Source organism: Chitinophagales bacterium (assembly GCA_040877935.1).
Lineage (GTDB): Bacteria > Bacteroidota > Bacteroidia > Chitinophagales > CAIOSU01 > JBBDNB01.
Map to the genome: position 1 here is coordinate 1 of JBBDNB010000053.1, position 19037 is coordinate 19037.

16 protein-coding genes are annotated in these 19037 nt (G+C 40.4%); 8 read left to right on the forward strand and 8 right to left on the reverse strand.

Going from position 1 to position 19037, the window contains the following annotated elements; genetic code table 11:
* Positions 1-189: 189 nt before the first annotated feature.
* The 7 genes from WD048_14725 (at position 190) to WD048_14755 (ending at position 6902) form a co-directional block, all read left to right on the forward strand.
* Complete coding sequence (locus tag WD048_14725) at positions 190-1200, forward strand: fumarylacetoacetate hydrolase family protein (GenBank protein ID MEX0813470.1); 1011 nt, start codon at positions 190-192, stop codon at positions 1198-1200.
* Complete coding sequence (locus WD048_14730) at positions 1197-2048, forward strand: flavin reductase family protein (GenBank protein ID MEX0813471.1); 852 nt, start codon at positions 1197-1199, stop codon at positions 2046-2048. Before WD048_14725 ends, WD048_14730 begins: the two co-directional genes overlap by 4 nt.
* Before the next feature lie 11 nt (positions 2049-2059).
* Positions 2060-2992, forward strand: a complete 933-nt coding sequence (locus tag WD048_14735; GenBank protein MEX0813472.1) for an FkbM family methyltransferase — start codon at positions 2060-2062, stop codon at positions 2990-2992.
* A complete protein-coding gene (locus WD048_14740; protein MEX0813473.1) occupies positions 2989-3402 on the forward strand; it encodes a VOC family protein in 414 nt (137 codons plus the stop codon). Before WD048_14735 ends, WD048_14740 begins: the two co-directional genes overlap by 4 nt.
* Before the next feature lie 131 nt (positions 3403-3533).
* The gene (locus WD048_14745; GenBank protein ID MEX0813474.1) at positions 3534-4142 is read left to right on the forward strand and encodes a DUF4168 domain-containing protein; all 609 of its coding nucleotides are present in this window, start codon (positions 3534-3536) and stop codon (positions 4140-4142) included.
* A gap of 271 nt (positions 4143-4413) precedes the next feature.
* Entirely contained in the window at positions 4414-5895 is a 1482-nt protein-coding gene (cysS, locus tag WD048_14750) for a cysteine--tRNA ligase (GenBank protein MEX0813475.1), read from the forward strand.
* Positions 5877-6902, forward strand: a complete 1026-nt coding sequence (locus tag WD048_14755) for a M28 family peptidase (protein ID MEX0813476.1) — start codon at positions 5877-5879, stop codon at positions 6900-6902. Before cysS ends, WD048_14755 begins: the two co-directional genes overlap by 19 nt.
* A 60-nt stretch (positions 6903-6962) precedes the next feature.
* Here the strand turns inward: WD048_14755 and WD048_14760 are convergent, their stop codons facing one another.
* The 6 genes from WD048_14760 to WD048_14785 form a co-directional block, all read right to left on the reverse strand.
* A complete protein-coding gene (locus tag WD048_14760; protein MEX0813477.1) occupies positions 6963-7313 on the reverse strand; it encodes a helix-turn-helix domain-containing protein in 351 nt (116 codons plus the stop codon).
* A 60-nt stretch (positions 7314-7373) separates the two neighbouring features.
* Positions 7374-8618: a serine hydrolase domain-containing protein gene (locus WD048_14765; GenBank protein ID MEX0813478.1), complete on the reverse strand. Its 1245-nt coding sequence runs from the start codon at positions 8616-8618 to the stop codon at positions 7374-7376.
* A gap of 15 nt (positions 8619-8633) precedes the next feature.
* Complete coding sequence (locus tag WD048_14770; GenBank protein ID MEX0813479.1) at positions 8634-10613, reverse strand: dehydrogenase E1 component subunit alpha/beta; 1980 nt, start codon at positions 10611-10613, stop codon at positions 8634-8636.
* A gap of 82 nt (positions 10614-10695) precedes the next feature.
* Positions 10696-12477 (reverse strand): T9SS type B sorting domain-containing protein, encoded by a 1782-nt coding sequence (locus WD048_14775; protein MEX0813480.1) that lies wholly within the window; start codon positions 12475-12477, stop codon positions 10696-10698.
* Positions 12478-12538: 61 nt separating this feature from the next.
* Positions 12539-13816 carry a pitrilysin family protein gene (locus WD048_14780; GenBank protein ID MEX0813481.1) on the reverse strand — a complete coding sequence of 426 codons (1278 nt, stop codon included), beginning with the start codon at positions 13814-13816 and terminating at the stop codon, positions 12539-12541.
* A gap of 2 nt (positions 13817-13818) precedes the next feature.
* Positions 13819-15057, reverse strand: a complete 1239-nt coding sequence (locus WD048_14785; GenBank protein MEX0813482.1) for a pitrilysin family protein — start codon at positions 15055-15057, stop codon at positions 13819-13821.
* A 143-nt stretch (positions 15058-15200) separates the two neighbouring features.
* Between WD048_14785 and WD048_14790 the strand changes: the two genes are divergently transcribed.
* Complete coding sequence (locus WD048_14790) at positions 15201-16103, forward strand: hypothetical protein (GenBank protein ID MEX0813483.1); 903 nt, start codon at positions 15201-15203, stop codon at positions 16101-16103.
* Positions 16104-16320: 217 nt separating this feature from the next.
* Here the strand turns inward: WD048_14790 and murB are convergent, their stop codons facing one another.
* Positions 16321-17337 (reverse strand): UDP-N-acetylmuramate dehydrogenase, encoded by a 1017-nt coding sequence (gene murB / locus WD048_14795; GenBank protein MEX0813484.1) that lies wholly within the window; start codon positions 17335-17337, stop codon positions 16321-16323.
* 67 nt (positions 17338-17404) lie between these two features.
* Positions 17405-18871, reverse strand: coding sequence for a hypothetical protein (locus WD048_14800; GenBank protein MEX0813485.1), 1467 nt, complete (start codon positions 18869-18871; stop codon positions 17405-17407).
* Between the last annotated feature and the right edge of the window lie 166 nt (positions 18872-19037).

Consider the following 19037-nt stretch of genomic DNA (forward strand, 5'->3'; position numbering starts at 1 on the left):
ATGCAGCGTTGCATTTGCTTGGTTTATCCCGATAGACCTTCTCAAATGCGCCTTGACTATTACATTTTAGTGAATTTCTGAGCTCTTAAATAATTATCGAACTCAGTTAAATAAATTGCCAATTACAACATACCGAATTTCGAAGGCTGCAAACATATATTCTCTACCTTTGCAAAAAAGTATTTATTAATGAAGTTGATTTCATACCTAAACAGCCGCGATGAAGATGAATTGGGGCTCTTGTGCAATGATGCCGTCTACAAACTCACTGATTTGGACAAGGCACTACCTACCAATATGAGTGATTTACTTTTTGAAGGAAGTGAAGCCATTGAGCGCGCTCAATTGCTCAACAATAAAATTCAGGAAAATCCTGCTGACTACAAATCCAAATTAAAGCTGCAAGATTTAAATTTACTTGCTCCTGTGCCTTTCCCAAGTAGTTTGAGAGATGCTTATGCTTTTCGACAGCATGTAGCTGCCGGCAGAAAAAACAGGGGGCTGGATATGATTCCTGAATTTGATCAATTCCCGGTTTTTTACTTCAGCAACCATAATGCAGTATCAGGTCCAGGCGAACTGGAGTTTATGTCTGATCATTTCGATAAATTGGATTTTGAACTGGAAGTAGCCATAGTAATTGGAAAAGAAGGCCGCAACATCAAGGCAGAAGAAGCCGATGAATACATTGCAGGCTTTATGATCATGAATGATTTCAGTGCCCGCAGTCTACAAATGCAGGAAATGAAACTCAATTTAGGCCCCGCAAAAGGCAAAGATTTCTGCACCAGTATTGGCCCTGTTTTGGTCACACCGGATGAACTGCAAGACAGGCTCGTTGAACCAAAAGAAGGACATACCGGAAATTGCTACGATCTGGAAATGAAGGCCTATGTTAATGGCAAAAAAGTATCTGAGGGCAACATGGCCGATATGCACTGGACCTTTGCAGAAATAATTGAGCGCTGCTCCTATGGGGTAGAATTGCTTCCGGGGGATGTAATTGGCTCTGGAACTGTAGGAACAGGATGCTTTCTCGAATTAAATGGTACCGGAAAAAGATTAGATGAAAATTATAAAGAACAATGGCTCAAAGCCGGAGACACAATTAGCCTTGAAATTGAGGGACTTGGCCGGCTTGACAATATCATTAAAGCAGAGCAAAGCAATTTTTCAATTATGAAAAAACTCAAAACATGAACTTAAAAAGTATTGATGCCAAGAGTATTGGCAACAGAGAATTATACGCATTATTAACCGGTACTGTAACGCCACGACCCATTGCCTGGGCCAGTACAATAGATAAAGAAGGAGCAGTAAATCTTGCGCCTTTCAGCTATTTTAATGTGTTTGGCTCCAATCCGCCCACACTTATTTTTTCGCCCAATAGAAGAGGGCGCGACCGAACAACAAAAAACACTTTTGACAATTTAATGGAAGTGCCGGAAGTAGTGATCAATATGGTCAGCTATGATATTGTACGACAAATGTCAATTACCAGTGTGGAATATGGCTCAGACATCAATGAATTTGAAAAAGCAGGGCTAACAATGCTGGAATCACAATCTATAAAACCCTATAGAGTAGCAGAATCCCCGGTGCAGTTTGAGTGTAAAGTCAATCAAATTGTTCCGGTAAGCTTAAGAGGAGGAGCACCCAATTTAATTATCTGTGAAGTGCAGCATATCCATTTAGATGAGTCCCTGATTAAAGCTGATGGCAAAATTGATTCCTCAAAACTGGATATCTGTGGGAGATTGGGAGGCGGAGAATATGTTCGGGTAAATGGCGATTCAATTTTCAGCATAGATCAACCGCCTACTACTATCAGCATGGGTTTTGATCAATTGCCGGAAAATATTCGAAACAGTAAAATACTCAGTGGAAGTGATTTGGCGCAATTGGCTTCTTTTGAGCAAATTCCTGCTAAAAAAGATTTAGAAAACATTAAAGTCAATGTTGAGGGGAATGCAGAGGAACAAGCTAAAACACTTATTGCCCAAAACAAATTGCTCGAAGCCTGGAAAGTTTTGCTCGACCCGGTATAAAACCAAAAGCAGTGACAGAAAACCGCAATCTGACAACAGCAATAGAGCGCGTCCAAAAATTGGCCGAGGGTTCTAAATTGCAGAGATTGCTGCATAATCCGCTTAAGTATTTCAATGCCTTATTTTTTGGAAAATTGATTTACCCACTGAATAAAAAAGGCAAACTCACAGCGTGCAAGAGTTTTTTTGACACTACAATAAATGTACTTTTACCCGCAGGAACTGATATTTATTTATTGGGCGCAAAAAGTCATAGTTCAGAAATTAAGTTGGCAAAATTTATTTGCAAAAACCTTCAGCACAATGCTGTTTTTATAGACATTGGGGCGCATTTCGGCTATTATTCTTTACTGGCCTCTAAAATTGTTGGCAAGCAGGGAAAAGTGGTCAGCATAGAGGCTTCAAAATCTATTTTTGAAGTTCTAAAGGAAAATGCAAGCAACGCTGAAAATCTATTGCTTTTCAATATGGCCTGTACGGATAAAAAGGAAGATGTTACTTTTTATGAATTTCCGGTCCTTTATTCAGAATACAACACACTTATGCCCGATCAATTTGAGTCTTCAGCCTGGACAAATAAAAACAAAGCACAAAAAATCAATGTGCAGGGAAATACCCTGGATGCATTTTTAAAACCTTTAAATTTAAAACCTGATTTTATAAAAATTGATGTGGAAGGTGCAGAAGACAAGGTGATTTCTGGTATGAAGTCAACACTGGAAAATAACCACCAGCTTATTATAGCCATGGAATACCTAAAAGAAACAAGACATAATACCGCCCATATTCAGGCCACCAAACTATTGCTTGAAGCCGGGTTTATACCACACATTATCTTAAATGATGCTAAGACTAAACCTGTAGCGGCTAATGAAATTCAATCCTATCTTGAAAGTAAGGATATGGAATCAGACAATATAATTTTTAAAAAACCAACACAATGAAAAGAGCAACAGGAATTGGCGGGATTTTCTTTAAGTGCAAAGACCCCGATAAAATAAAAGCCTGGTATAAAAAGCATCTGGGCTTAAATACCGATCAGTATGGAACCAGTTTTGAATGGCGACAAGCCGATGCCCCTGAGAAAAAAGGATTTTTGCAATGGAGTCCATTTTCCAATGATACCAAATATTTTGAACCATCTGATAGCCCTGTAATGATCAATTATAGGGTAGAAAATCTGGAAGCATTGGTAGAGGTATTGAAAAAAGAAGGCGTTGAAATATTGGACAAAATAGAAAGTTTTGAATATGGGAAATTTGTCCATATTTTGGATATTGAAGGCAATAAAATTGAGCTCTGGGAACCCAATGATATAGAATACGATAAAATTGTAGACGGGAGGACAAAATAGTCTTAAAGTGACCTATGCACTTCATGTTCACTCAAATTTTACCCCTAAGCTATTCTTTCTTAACTTTACTGCACTTTAAAAATTATTTTACTCATCTTACTAATTTACTAGTATTTAAAATTTAGCTTAAAATGAAATTCAATTACTTAGCCATTGTTTTGTCTTGTATTGTTGCTTTTTCTGCCTGCCAGGGAAATGACAAATCAAACCAGGAGAACGAAGAACCAAAAAACGAAGCTCCTGCTGAAGGGCAACAAGAAAATGAAGATGAAACAGCAGGTGAACAAGTTTATGATGAAGATTCTGATGACGAGAAATACCAAATGCAACAGCAAGAAATCACTAAAGTGGATGACAAGGAACTGAAGCAATTCGTTGCTGCTTTAAATGAAATACAAGTAATCAATCAGACCATCCAACAAGAAATGATAAGCGCAGTTGAAGCAGGTGGTTTAGAAGTAGAGCGATTTAGCGAAATACAACAATCACAACAATCTCCAGATATGGAATCTGATGTTACAGAGGAAGAACTCAAGCAATTTCAGGATGCTATTGTTGAACTTGAAAAAATACAGGGCGATGCAGAAAAAAGAATGAAACAAAAAATAGAAGACAACGGCCTTACTGAAAATAGGTACCGTGAAATCGGTGAGAGTTTGCAAAACAGTCCTGATTTACAAGCCAGGTTTCAGGAATTAATGGGACAGCAGCAACCACAACAGCCTGCTCAACCTCAATAAGCACCACAGTAAACAACCTCGGGGCAAGCCCACGAGGCATTTATTTGGAAAAAATATTTTTGATTACGAGGCAAGCCTCGGAGCACCCGCCTGCTTAGTCGGGCAGGTTCAAATCTCGATTATCGAGTAAAAATACAATTGCAGGTAAAATTAAGCTGTCTCAAAAACTTTTTTGAGGCAGCTTTTTTATTTTATCGACAAAGCAAAAAACACGCACATTAATTTAAACATAGTACTCCAACATAAGAATGAAAAAAATTATCTTTGAGCCATGCCGAAGGAATTAGAGATTTACAACAGTTTATCCAGAAAGAAAGAAGTATTTAAAGCCATTGATCCACCATTTTTAGGACTGTATGTGTGCGGCCCTACCGTGTATGGAGAACCCCACCTGGGACACGCCCGTTCTGCGGTTACTTTTGATATTGTATATCGATACCTTAAATATTTAGGCTACAAAGTGCGCTATGTACGCAATATCACCGATGTAGGCCACCTGGAAAACGACAGCGATGATGGTGAGGATAAAATTGCCAAAAAGGCGCGCCTGGAAAAAATAGAGCCTATGGAAGTGGTGCAGTTTTATACCATAAAATACCACGAATCCATGGATGCTTTAAATATTGAAAGACCAAGCATCGAGCCCAGTGCCAGCGGACACATTATGGAGCAAATTGAGCAGGTGCAAAAAATCCTGGACAATGGCTATGCCTATGAAGTAAATGGCTCTGTTTATTTTGATGTAAGCAAATATGCACAGGACTATCCCTATGGAAAATTGTCCGGCAAAAAACTGGAAGACTTACAGGCAGGCTCTAGAACCCTGGACGCCCAGGATGAAAAGCAAGCCCCCGAAGATTTTGCCCTTTGGAAAAAAGCCAACCCGGAACACATTATGAAGTGGAAATCGCCCTGGAGCCTCGGGTTTCCCGGCTGGCATATGGAATGCACAAGCATGAGCACCAAATATCTCGGGGAGACTTTTGACATTCACGGTGGTGGCATGGATTTACAATTCCCACATCACGAAGCGGAAATTGCCCAAAGCAATAGTGCTTGTGGCAAACCACCCTGCAACTATTGGATGCACAACAATATGCTCACCATCAATGGGAAAAAGATGGGCAAGTCACTAGGCAATTTTATCAATCTGGAAGAATTGTTCAATGGCACACACAAATTATTAGAGCAAGCATACCACCCAATGACAGTGCGCTTTTTTATGCTTCAGGCACATTACCGAAGCACCTTGGATTTTTCCAATGAAGCCCTTCAAGCCGCAGAAAAAGGTTTAAAGAGATTGATGCAGGCCCATCAGCTACTGATGAAACTGGAAACCGGAAATGAAAAAGATGCAGGTACTGAGGATAAAAATGTGCTTGAATCGCTGGAGCAGGCTGAAGCGCACCTGGCCGATGATTTTAATACGGCCCAATGCATTGCCCGGCTTTTTGACATTACACCGGTAATCAATAAGTTGAGTGAGCGTAAATTGCAATTGGCCAAATCAACAATTGAAACACTACAGAAAAAATTTGATGCCCTGGTTACTGATGTGCTTGGGCTGAAACCGATGGAGAGAGGAAATGAAGAAGTTGTTGATGGACTGATGAACCTGCTGATTGATATCAGAAAAGAAGCGCGTTTTAAAAAGGACTTTGCCACCTCCGATAAAATCAGGGACGATCTGGCCAAAGTGAATATTCAATTGAAAGATTCAAAAGAAGGAACAAGTTGGGAAATTACAGATTGAATATCCTTGCGGCTTGCCTAATATTGTTTTTTGCCTGTGCTTCAGACAAAGGAAACAATCAAAAATCATCTGCCCAAAAATCAGATAAAGCAGCACAACCAAAAGTTGATGTACCAAAATTTTCTGCCGACTCGGCTTATTATTTTGTAGACAAACAGGTGGGCTTTGGCCCGCGCGTTCCCAATACAGCAGAACATAAAGCCTGTGGTGATTGGTTGATCAGCAAGATGGAAAGCTGGGCAGACAATGTACATGTGCAAAAAGCTGAGCTTAAGGCCTTTAATGGTGAGATTTTAAAGGCGAGAAATATAATCGCTGAATTTAATCCACAGGCCAAAAAACGCATTATGCTGAGTGCGCATTGGGACACCCGTCCTTTTGCCGATCAGGATCCAAATGCTGCTGCCAGGGAAAAACCAATAGATGGCGCCAATGACGGTGCAAGCGGAGTAGGGGTATTGATGGAAATTGCACGGCAGCTCAGCCAACAAAAGCCAGAAATAGGAATAGATATTATATTCTGGGATGCCGAAGATTATGGACAGCCCGATGTGGATATGAAAAATCCACGCATGTCCGATTCCTATTGCCTGGGTTCGCAGTATTGGGCTAAAAACAAACACCGATCAAATTATACGGCAAAGTATGGCATTTTGCTCGATATGGTCGGGGCTGAAGATGCCACTTTCAGGCTGGAGGGACATTCCATGCAATTTGCCCCAACATTGAACCGAAAAATATGGAACAAGAGCATTGAACTGGGCTTCGGGCGCTATTTTATTCTGGAGGAAACACGCCCCATCATTGACGATCATTTTTACATTACACGGATAGCAAAAATCCCTACCATAGATATTATTGATCTGAAACCCCACAAAAGAATTCAGTTTGGGGATTTCTGGCATACCCATGATGATAATATGGAGATCATCAGCCCTGAAACGCTAAAGGCTGTGGGGCAAACTTTGCTTGAGGTTATTTATTTGGAGGACAAAGGTTTATTTTGATATAGTAGATTGCTTCTGCTCTTTTTAAACGCTTTAAAAAAGTAGCGTCATCCAGGATTTTCAGGTTAATAATATTTCAGCAGGTATTCTCAGTTCCTTATAGAGTATTTTCACCATTCTCAAAGTCAGGTTTCTTTTTCTATTCAGAATCTCACTCACCCTACTTTGACTACCGAGATATTTTACCATATCTGCTTTAGACATCCCCATTTGTTCCATCCTGAATTTTATGGCATCAACAGGATCAGGAGGTGCGATGGGGTAATGTTTCATTTCATATGCTTCACCCAAAGTAATTAGCAAATCCAGTTCATCGCCCTCAGGTGTATCCGTTTTTGCTCCCCACAATTCTTCAATTCTTTTGATTGACTCATTGTAGTCTTGTTCTGTCTTAATTGGTTTAATATCCATTGTCAAAAAGCATTAATAGTTTCCCGATTTGGGATATTTTTAAAAATTTAATTTCATTAATCACAATGGCTCATTCTGACCTTCAGTGCTTTCAATTTCAGGGAAAGTCTCAACCTCAAATTCGCGTAGATAATCCAGAACTTCCCAGTAGCTGTTGGAGGATGGGCTGCGCACTCTGTTGTTTAAAACGATAATTACAATTTCATTGTCCAAATCGCGAATAAAACAGGATTTATAGCCGCGCCACCATCCGAAATGATAAACCACACCGGGCATCGTTGTTTTTATGCGCCAGCCGAAACCATAGCTGTCAGAGCGTCTGCGTTTGGTGCCGGGAAGAAAGGCTTCCTCTAAAGTTTCTGCCGACATCAATTTTTCAGAGTACAATCCTCTATCAAATTTGTAAAGGTCTTCCACACTTGCAAAAACTCCTTTGTCACCCATTACCCCATTCAGGTAATCATCTGTCATTTTTATGGGGCGCTTTCTCCAGGAATGGTGTCCCATAGCCACGCTTTCCGGTTCTGCCACTTTCTCTACATTATACACAAATGCATTGTCCATTTTCAAGGGCTTAAAAATTTCTTCTTTCACAAATTCATCAAAAGGCTTTCCACTTGCTTCTGAAACAATATTTGCAAGCAAAGCGTAATTGGTGTTCAGGTAATTGAACATCCTATCCGGACTGAAATAAGTTGAGGGCTCATATTTTTTAAAAAGCTCCAACATTGCATCATTGGTCAGCGGCACATCAAAATCCCAGTTGCTGTGTGCCAGCGACATATACCTCGACAAGCCCGAACGGTGGTTCAACAAATGCCTTACAGTGATTCCTTCATAGGGAAAATCCGGCAGATAATTCTGAAGGGTAGAATCGTAATCCAGCACGCCACGTTCTTTCAGCATCATAATGGCAGTGGCTGTGAACATCTTGGAAACAGAAGCCAATTGAAAAGGAGTTTTAGTAGAAAGCGTATCCCTGCTATGCAAATTGCTGTAACCATAGGCACCTTTAAACAAAAGATTTCCACGCTCTGCCACCAATACACTGCCATTCAGCAAGCCCCTTTTATACAATCTCTCAAAATGATGGCGCAGCCATTCCTCTTTTTCCTTGATACGTTGCGTCTCAATAAAAATTTGGATTCTTTCCAGGTGTCCGGGCTTTCGAGCCGTGTTGGCTTCCACAATATCCTGGTGCTGCTGCCGGTTTTTTTCTGCATTCACAAACAAGGCATCCCAGGATGCAATCAAAATAATCCCTCCGCTAAGGAGTAAAATTGCTATTAAACTTTTCTTCATCATCGAGGGGCAAAAGAACTAATAATTGATCAATTCTGCCAATACAGTTTTTATACGTGTTTTGGGTAAAAAGTTATTTTCAAGATTTCCAGTGAAAGGAACAGGTGTATCCAAAGCCGCCACGCGCCTGGGCGGAGCATCCAAATATTCGAATAAATGTTCTGAAATATAGGCGCTGATATCCCCGCCAATGCCTCCTGTCAAAGTATCTTCATGCAAGATCAAAATTTTTCCGGTTTTTTTCACTGTTTCATTTATGGCCTCATAATCCAATGGTGCCAAACTGCGCAGGTCCAGAATCTCTATTGAATTTCCCTCAAACTCCCTGCTGATCTCTTCTGCCCAAACTACGGCAAGTCCATAGCAGATAATGCTGATCTCGTTTCCCTCCCGCACTTTTCTGGCCTTGCCAATTTCAGTATTGTAATAGCCCGAAGGTACTTCAGCACTTAAACTGCGATAAAGGAATTTGTGCTCAAAATACAAAACCGGATTCGGGTCTTCAACGGCAGCAATAAGCAGGCCTTTGGCATCTTCAGGAGTTGCTGGATAAACGATTTTCAAACCAGGCGTGTGAAAAAACCATGCTTCATTCGACTGGGAATGAAAAGGCCCGGCAGTAACCCCGGCTCCTGTGGGCATGCGAATCACACAATCAACATTCTGCCCCCAGCGATAATGCAGCTTGGCCATATTGTTTACCACCTGATTGAATCCAGTAGCGATAAAATCGGCAAACTGCATTTCCACTATGGGTTTCATTCCTTCCAGGCTAAGTCCAACTGCCGCCCCCAAAATGGCCGATTCGCAAAGCGGAGTATTCCGCACGCGGTCTTTCCCGTATTTCTCTACAAATCCCTGTGTGATTTTAAAAACACCTCCGTATTCCGCCACATCCTGGCCCATAATTACCAACTCATCATATTTTTTCATGACCTCATCAAGACCCTCAGAAATGGCATCGACAAAACGCATGTTTTTACTTTCAGAATCGGGAGCTGATTTTTTGAAAGTATAACTGCGATAGATATCATTCAGCTCTGTTTGTGTATTGGCTTCGGGAAAAGCTTTTTTTTCTGCCCGCTCCCAGGCTTTTTTAATTTCCCGGTCTATTCCTTCCCTGATTTCCTTTGCTTTTTCCTTACTCAAAAATGCTTCCTTAATCAGAAAGTTCTCATAATTCTCTACCGGGTCTTTTACTGCCCATTCTTCCATCAATTCCTCAGGCACATATTTCACACCCGATGCTTCCTCATGTCCGCGCATTCTGAAAGTCATACATTCTATCAGTACAGGCTCGGATTTTGCTCTTATTTCCTTCCCGATTTTTTTAATTGTGTGATAAACTTCCAATATATTGTTGCCGTCAATTTGCAGGCCGCGCATGCCATAACCAACAGCACGGTCTTTCAGGTGTTTGCAGTTGTATTGCTCATTTACCGGGGTTGACAAACCATAAGCATTGTTTTCAATGATAAATATGCAGGGCAATTGCCACACAGAGGCGATATTCAGTGCTTCGTGAAAATCGCCTTCTGAAGTGCCCCCGTCTCCCACAAATGCCACACTTAGCTTTTTTTCTTTTTTGAGCAAATGCGCCAGGGCAGTACCATTGGCAATGGTCATTTGTGGCCCCAAGTGCGAGATCATACCGGAAATGTGCAGTTCGGGTACACCAAAATGAAAAGAGCGGTCGCGGCTTTTGGTAAATCCGCTTTCCTTGCCCTGAAACTGGGAAAACAATCTTTGCAAATCTATTCCCCTGGAAGTAAACACTCCGAGATTGCGGTGCAGCGGCATGATCCATTCATCAGGTTTCAGGGCTTCTGCCACGCCCACCGCAATGGCTTCCTGTCCCATTCCGGCAAACCATTTGCTGACCTTCCCCTGTCGCAATAAAAGCAGCATTCTTTCTTCTATGCGCCTGGGCAATAGAATGGCTTTGTACAGCTCCAATAGCTCCTTCTTGCCTAAATTCCCGATATCGTATTGCAGCACAAAATGTGTTTTTCTTTGAAAGAAATTTCAGTTGTTGAAGATAGGAAATGTGGAATGAATTGGCTTATTGCAGGAAGAATTATCACCGAATCAAAGCCACCACCCCTCTGCGTTCTTCCACCTGGCCGCCCAGGGTTTCAACACGCAGGTAATAGACATAACCGCCCATGGGTTGTTTTTCACCATTGTAAGAGCCATCCCAACCGGCAATTTGCCGTTCTGTTTGAAAGATGCGCTTGCCATAGCGATCGAAGATCATAAATTCATAAAAGGCCAGTTCCCTGAAAAGCAGTACCGGTTTGAAAGTGCTGTTTTCTCCCGAGGGCACAAATGCATTGGGGATATAAATTACTGGTGGCTGTTCTATACACAGCTGATTTGAACGGCTTTCTTTGATCTCTGAAATACTCAAGCCCGGAATATTCAATTGATAGCGCGCTTCAGCTACATAGCAATAACGGCCATCATCAGAAGGCTGAGTGCCTACCTCATCTTTATAAAAAAGGTCTTCGGATGGTGAAAAGTCCTGAAGCGAAACCTCATTTCCCCTTGAGTTTATCCTGAACAATTTATAACTGAGCACAGTGGCGTTTTCCATTTCAAAGGCATTCCAGCGCAAATCATTTTCTACGGGAGAGGCATTGTCAATTTCTTCTAAAAGCATGGTTCTGCCGTAGGTAGATTCCTTTTCAAGATCACAATCATCAATACTACCTACAGTGTAGTAATAGCTAAAGCGTTGAGATATTGCTGTAGGGTCGGTATAATCATTTGAAAAAGCAACAGGATTTCCGGCAGCTAAAGAATCAATAGCTGTGGTATTTTGATCTTTTCCTCTTTTGATCAAAAACTGAGAGATATCTGCAGAAGTATCGATCACCCAGTCCAGTTCTACGGCATCATTGGCATTTACGGTCAATCCTGTCAGGTAATTATAGGCTGTGGAACTCACCTGGTCTAAAAAGAGGCAAAGTTCATTGGACACAGATACAGGCGATCCATCCTCATGAATTGCGTGGATATTGAAACAGATTTGATTGCCGGAGATATTATCAAGCGGAAAATCGTATTGTGCCCGCACATCATCAGCCGATCCTGAAGGAAACATAGATTCGGGATTTACGGAAATAGTTTCTGGTGTTGCACTATCTACAGAATATACAATTTGATATTCCAGCACTTCAGACCAGTTGATGTATTTGTTCCATTCGAGGATCAATGCTCCGTCACAGGGATCTGCGGAAGTTGGTTGACTAAGATAGACAGTTTGGTGCTGGGGTTCATAAGCAGTTTCGTCTCCACAACCATTCACGCCCTGGATACTATAGGAGTATGATTGTGAATTAGGATCTGCGCCATTGTCTGTAAAAATTATTGTCGTGCGTCCATTTACTGTATCAATGGCATTGTATTGCGGCAATGGAGGATTTCCGGCCAAACCTGTAAAGTAAGAAATAATATAACCCACAGTTTGTGAAGAGCTGCTTGCCTCCCAGTGGATTTCTACTTCTCCATCGCTATTTACAGTTACGTATTCCAGGGTAGGAGAATAAAAAACCTCTTCGGAATATTCTGCTGAAGTATCGATTGTTGCACCCATGCAATCCTGTTCTGTAAACATAATATAGTACCAATCTACAACTGTTCCATTGGCTCCGGTATGTACAAAAGAAACAGTGCTTGGATCTGTAATAGTACCCACTACCTGGTAAGGACCACCAGGGTTTGTAGCACCCATAATAACATAGCGTTCGAATGGACCGCATGGATCCAATGCAGCAGGAGTCCAGCTAATGCTTACGTCCCCGTTGTTTTCATCTGTGGTTACACAATTGATTTGCGGAGGATCTATGACTTGCGCCATTGAGGATATACTTAAAAAAATTGCTATGATGAAAATCCAATGCTTCATTGTTCAAAGTGTCTTATTCAACTACCAGTTCTGTCATGTTTTCGATTTGCATATACTTAGATGCAATTTCCATAACATCGTCTGTAGTCATTGATTGTATGGTATCTATTAAGTTGTAAATATAACCATAATTCAAGTCAAAAATAAGCAGTGCCTTGTAATAAGCGGCTTGTTTAAAAGCTCCGTCCAGTGCAGATAACAATCTGCCGGAAAGATAATTCTTTACCAGCATCATTTCCTCGGCAGAGGCAGCTTCACTGGACAAACGCTCCATTTCACTGTATATTTCTTTCAAGGCAGCATCAGTTACATCTTTGCCAACTTCTGTACTGATTTCCCAGGCATTGCCATTTAAGTAATTGTTGGAGTAAGAATAAATTCCATAGGTATAACCTTTATCCTCCCTGATATTGTTCATCAACCTGGAACTGAAATGCGCTCCGAATAATGTATTGACAAATGAAAATTTCAAATAATCGGGATGCTTTCTGTCTATACTGCGGGTACCTATTCTGATCGCGGCCTGTTGGGCTTCCTTAATTGAAAAACGTACTTTTTCAGGTTGAAAGAGTTTTGCTTCAGGTTTGCTGATTGTGTTGCTTTCTTTTTTATCAAATTGCCCGAAGGTTTTATTCAATTGCGCAATACTCTCTTCAGTAACGGCCCCTGCAATTAGTATTTTTGCATCACTCCAATTGTAAAATTTATTGTAGTGTTCTCGAATATCCCCAATCTGCACAGCAGTGTAATCTTCTATATCATAGATTCGTCCATAGGGATGTTTTTGCCCAAAAATAAGTTTATTGAAATGCCGGTCGGCTACAAAATCGTTTTTGTTGCGATCAACCATAAAGCCCTGTTTTTCATTACTGATCAATAAATTCAGGTCTTCTTCTCGAAACCCCGGTTCCAAAATCAATTCTTCGATTAATGGCAAAATTTTATCCGCATGTTTACTCAACATACTGATACTTAATCCTGCAACATCCATTCCCGAATTGCTTTTGAATGTTGCTCCGTAAAAGTCTAAGGCTTCTGAAAATTCCGCGGCATTTTTATTTTTACTGCCTTCGCGCAGCATTCTGCTGGTTAAAAAAGCAACAAGCGGTTTTTTTTGATACCACTTTCCTGCATCGAGCAACACATTGATTTTTAATACCGGCTGAATATCACTGTGAAAAGCATAGACCGGAATGCCATTGTCCAGTTTATATATTTTAGGCTCAATCAAATCCAGTTTTTGAATATCCTGAATAAGTGGAGCGATGCTTCTATCTGTCTGCTGTAGCATTTTTATTTTTTTGAGTAGTAATAAATTGTGGAGCAGTTTTCCGGGCTGAAAACTTGTTGTGCTTCTTTTTGCAGTTCTGCTGCATCAATTTTTAAGTAAGCATTCATTTCGTGATTGATGAGGTCTGCATCGCCCAATAATTCTGAAAATGCCAGGTTGGTTGCCCGGTTCAGCAAATTGATTTCAGAGAAAGCATAATAGGCTTCTATCTTATTTTTCACCTTCTCGAGTTCCCGCGCTTCTACAATTTTTTCTCTTAGCAATTCTATTTGATCAGTCAGCAATTCATCAGCCATTTTCATAGAAACACCGGGGGCCAATTTTCCTTCAACAATGACCAGGCCATTGTCGAAACTGCCGGATATATAAGCATCAGCACTTACAAATGCTTTGGATTCTTTCACCAGGGCGCTGTAAAATCGTGAAGAATCACCCTCTGAAAGTAAGTCGGTAATAAGATCCATCACGTAATAGTTCTGACTGTCTCTCGGCCCCATATGCCATGCTTTGTAAATGGCATTTAACGGCACATTGGCTTCGGCCTCAAGTAGTCGTGCTTCTGTTTGTATGGGTTCGGCAGGGATGTTTTTCTTTTGCATTTTCCCGGCAGGAATATCTCCAAACCAGTGAAAAACCCGTGATTTGGCCATTTCTAAATCAATATCTCCCGCAAGTACCAGAATGGCATTGTCCGGGCGATAATGTGCTGCAAAAAATTGCTGTACATCATCCAATGTTGCATGTTCAATATGACTCAATTCTTTGCCAATTGTTGGCCATTTGTAAGGATGTACTTTATAGGCCAGTTTGCTCAATAAATGCCAGATATCTCCATAGGGCTGATTGAGGTAATTTTCTTTAAACTCTTCTATAACTACTTTGCGCTGAACTTCCAGACTCCTGGAATTGATATTCAGATGCATAAGTCGGTCGCTCTCCAGCCACAGTGCGCGGTCAAGATTATTTGCAGGTAATATATCGTAGTAATTGGTAACATCATTATTTGTAAAAGCATTGCTCACTCCACCCGCCATCTGGAGCGCCACATCAAAATCAGATACGTGTTTTGAGCCGGCAAACATCAGGTGTTCAAACAAATGCGCAAATCCAGTTTTGTCTTCCAGTTCATTGCGTGCACCGACATTGTAGAGCATATTCACCGCTGCCATTGGCGTGGTTTTGTCGGGGTGAACTATTACGCGGAGCCCATTGTCCAGCGTAAAACGTTCAAATTCTATCATAGTACTCAATTTAGCTGCAAAGGTACAATTTATCATTGAGCTAAATCCCTGAACTTTAGGTTGTAAATTTGTTATTAACCTGAGCTCAGAAATTATTTAAAAGCTCAGGACATTAAATTATATGCAAGCAAAAAAATCAATCTATGCGGTTCAATAAAATTTATTTCAGCTTAATAATTCCACTGCTTTTTCTGGCTTGTGAAAATCAGCCCGTGAAAAAAGCAAAAACAACCACACTAACTGAAAATTTCAAAGGCTACTGGTTTCAGGGCAAAGCCGAGATCTCGAGTTACAAATTGGAGCAGGCGCGATATGGGGAAATCAGAAAAGGAGAGGAAATACTACTTTTTGTAACTGAAGATCTTTCTGCCTCCAAACATCAAAAGTTGGATGATCCAAAAGCCAATCCTGGCGATGCTGTGAAAGTGCTGAAAATGAACCGCACAAAAGCTTTTACTACCGGTATTTATCCTTACAATATGATGAATTCTGTATTCACACCAGTTGAACTGGGTAAAAAAGAAGGAACTTTGCGCAGCAGCACTTCTTCACAGGAATGGTGCGGTCACAGCTTTACTTTGATCGATTTGTGGAAAGATGAATTTGAAGTGCAATTGCATTCCTATTTTATTGCTGAAGGCGACACTCAATTTACGCTCGGGAAGACATATCTTGAAGATGCCATTTTCAATCGCATTCGCATCAATCCGGAAATGCTGCCGCAGGGGGAAATTGAAATGATTCCCGGAAGTTTTTTCCAGCGTTTTAAGCATACAGACATTAAAGCGGAAATTGCTGAAACAAAACTTACTGAAAAAGATAGTTTATCAGAATACCAGATCTTTTATCCTGAACTGGAAAGAACATTGCGCATTCTATTTGAAAGCAAGCATCCTTACCGAATAGAATTGATTTCTGAAGAATATCAGGATGGCGGGCAAATGCTCAAAACCACTGCTACACGAAAAGCGACTATCCAAAGTGATTACTGGAATAAAAACAGTGAGAAGGATACGGTTTTGAGGAAGAAGTTGTTGTTGAAATAATAACCTGAGTTAGGAGAAAAGCACAAAGCTCGCAAAAGATGAATGATTCAATATCGCGGAAATGGTCATGTGACGAGAGCCTTGAAACTTGCAATAATTTTTGTCGCTATTAACTTGAGTTCGGAAATTATTTATTGCTCAGCTCTTAAATAATTATCGAGCTCAGGTTTATACCCTGTTTGGATGGCTAAATGCTGGAGGTATTAATTGAATAAATTTAAATGATATTCACCTCGGGAGTGATTTTAATGCCAAATTTATCATAGACGGATTTTCGGATCTCATCTGCCAGTGTTTTTATTTCCTTTCCGCTGGCATTGCCATAATTCACCAGTACTAATGCCTGTTTTTTGTGTGAACCTGTATTGCCCACTACTTTCCCTTTCCAACCACATTGCTCTATCAACCATCCCGCAGGAACTTTAAACTGATCATTGCCCAGGTCATAGCTCGGTATTTCAGGATAATCTGCTTTTAGGCGTTCCAATTGCTGTTTTTCAATCACCGGGTTTTTGAAAAAACTACCGGCATTTCCCAGCTCTTTGGGATTGGGCAATTTGCTTTGTCTGATAGCTATTACAGCATCACTTACAGCTTTGGCATCTGGTTTTGTAATGCCTTTTTTATTTAAAACATCCCGAATAGCTCCGTATGTTATGTTTACCTGATCCTGCGATTTACTAAGCTTAAAAACTACGGAAACAATGATAAACTTGTCCTTGTAAATATTTTTAAATACACTTTCGCGATAGCCAAATGCACAATCGTCTTTGTGAAATTTTTTGATTTCCGCACTTGAAATTTCAATGGCTTCCAGGTGATCAAAAACCGATTCAAGTTCCACACCATATGCCCCAATATTTTGCATGGGTGCAGCACCTACCTGTCCTGGAATCAGCGATAAATTTTCCAATCCGCCCAGACCATTTTTAAGACTGTACTGCACTACATCATGCCAAACTTCACCGGCCATTGCTTTCAGCCAAACAAAATCGGCAGCCTCCTTTTCAATGCTTATTCCACGAATAGATAATTTTAGCACCAGCCCGGGAAAATCTTTAGTAAGCAATACATTGCTGCCTCCTCCAAGAATAAGCCGTGCATTGTATTTAAACAGATCACTTTCTAATAATACTTTTAATTGTGCCACTTTAGTGATCTCTACAAAATAGCGGGCGGATACATCAATACCGAAACTGTTGTATGCTTTGAGTGAGTGGTTTTCTTTGATCATAGGTCAAAATTAATCCGTCTTGGCTTAAATCAAAATTTGACACGCAGGCCGGGTAAAATTTATTGCATTATTCCCTGTTGACTTGTTTCAATTGGCGCAATGCATTTTTTGCTTTATGATCCAAGCTGAGTTTATAGGCGTGATCTTCATATTCAAATACTTTTTCAAAGTAAATTTTAGCCCGATCATAATCTTTTTTTTCTAAAAAAATTTTACCTGTAAGATAGGCACTGTTGGCCGGCAGATAAGAACCCTCTTTTTTTGAAGCAGCAATTACTTTTTCATAATAAAAAAGGGCAGTTTCCGTATGCTCTAATGCATGATAAATACGCCCCAGGCGATATTGCTTTTCTGTAGAGATATTTTTGTTTTCCGGTTTTAAGATAGCCAATGCCTGCTGATAATAGCCTCCGTCAAAAAGCAAACGTGCTTTGAGCAATTCTACATCGGGATTAACAGCTTCTAAAGCGGCCTTTTGTGCTGCCCGGTCTGTTTCATTTGACTCAGCACCTCTGTTTAAAACAGCTTGCTGATAGCTTCCAAAGCCTTTTAAATTATTGTGAATTAATGCATTCCAGGATAAATAATGCAAAGCAGATTTCACGAAGTTTTCACCCTTGTTGTAATCTAGAAAATACCTGAGCCACAACTCGGCAGCCGAATCCAGTTTTTGCAAATACAATTTTCCCCGCAACAAAAACAGCATTGGAAATCGCTGGTATTCTTCAAAAGAAATATTTTTCAGCAATGCAAGGGCTGTATCGTTTTGCCCAGCATAATTGGCACTATTGGCCAATAGATAAGTGTAAAAAAGGGGTGGTTGGCTATTCTGCTCATCCTTCAACAATGCATAAGCTTTTTCAGCATTACCCCCCAGATGCAATTCCAGCGCTGCACTTAACAAGGTGCATTCCTGCCTGAAATAAAACATCGGATTCTGTGAAAGTCGATAAAGTTTATCTTCTGCCTTTGACAAATCCGCATCTATGCTCAGTAGCTTTAATATCCATTGATATTGCTCAGGTACAGCACTAAAAATCGCCTCACAGATAGCCAGCGTTTTTTCCGCAGGATGGGCAATGATCGCACGATCCACCACCTCTTTGCTGAAAAGATAAGCACTGCGCAATTGAAAAAATCCACTTAGGTAATTCTGCTCATTGAGTTGTATTAAAGCCTCCTGTAATTGTGTTTCAGCATTAAAATAATCTCTCCAATAGCCGTTGGCAGTGTTGTTTTGCTGTATTAGTGATTTGTTTTTCTCAAGCCGGGCAGAAAGCGTTTCAAATTTGATTGAACCGGACTGTACGTAATATTTCACAAAAAGCCCGTAATGCCTGAGGTATGGGACAAACAAATTTTCAGGATTTTGTTTGATTTCATTTGCGAGTTGCAATTCCAATTCTTCAAAATCGAGATCAAGCAAAGCCTGGTATGCTAATTTGCAATGGACTGAAAAATGAGTATCCTGAGCCTGTGTGTGCAATACACAGCATAAATAGATCAATAAAGAAAGAATCAGAAATTTGGGCATATTGCGTAAAAATAGGATAGAACCACCTTTTTTCCAGTCTAACAACAAAAACTAAAAAATCTAAATCTGGTGAATTACTGATCAAATTTGCATAAAACAAGGCAGTAAACGCACCGAATTTACAAAAAACACCTTTATACCATTTACAGGTGAGTTTCTGTAATTT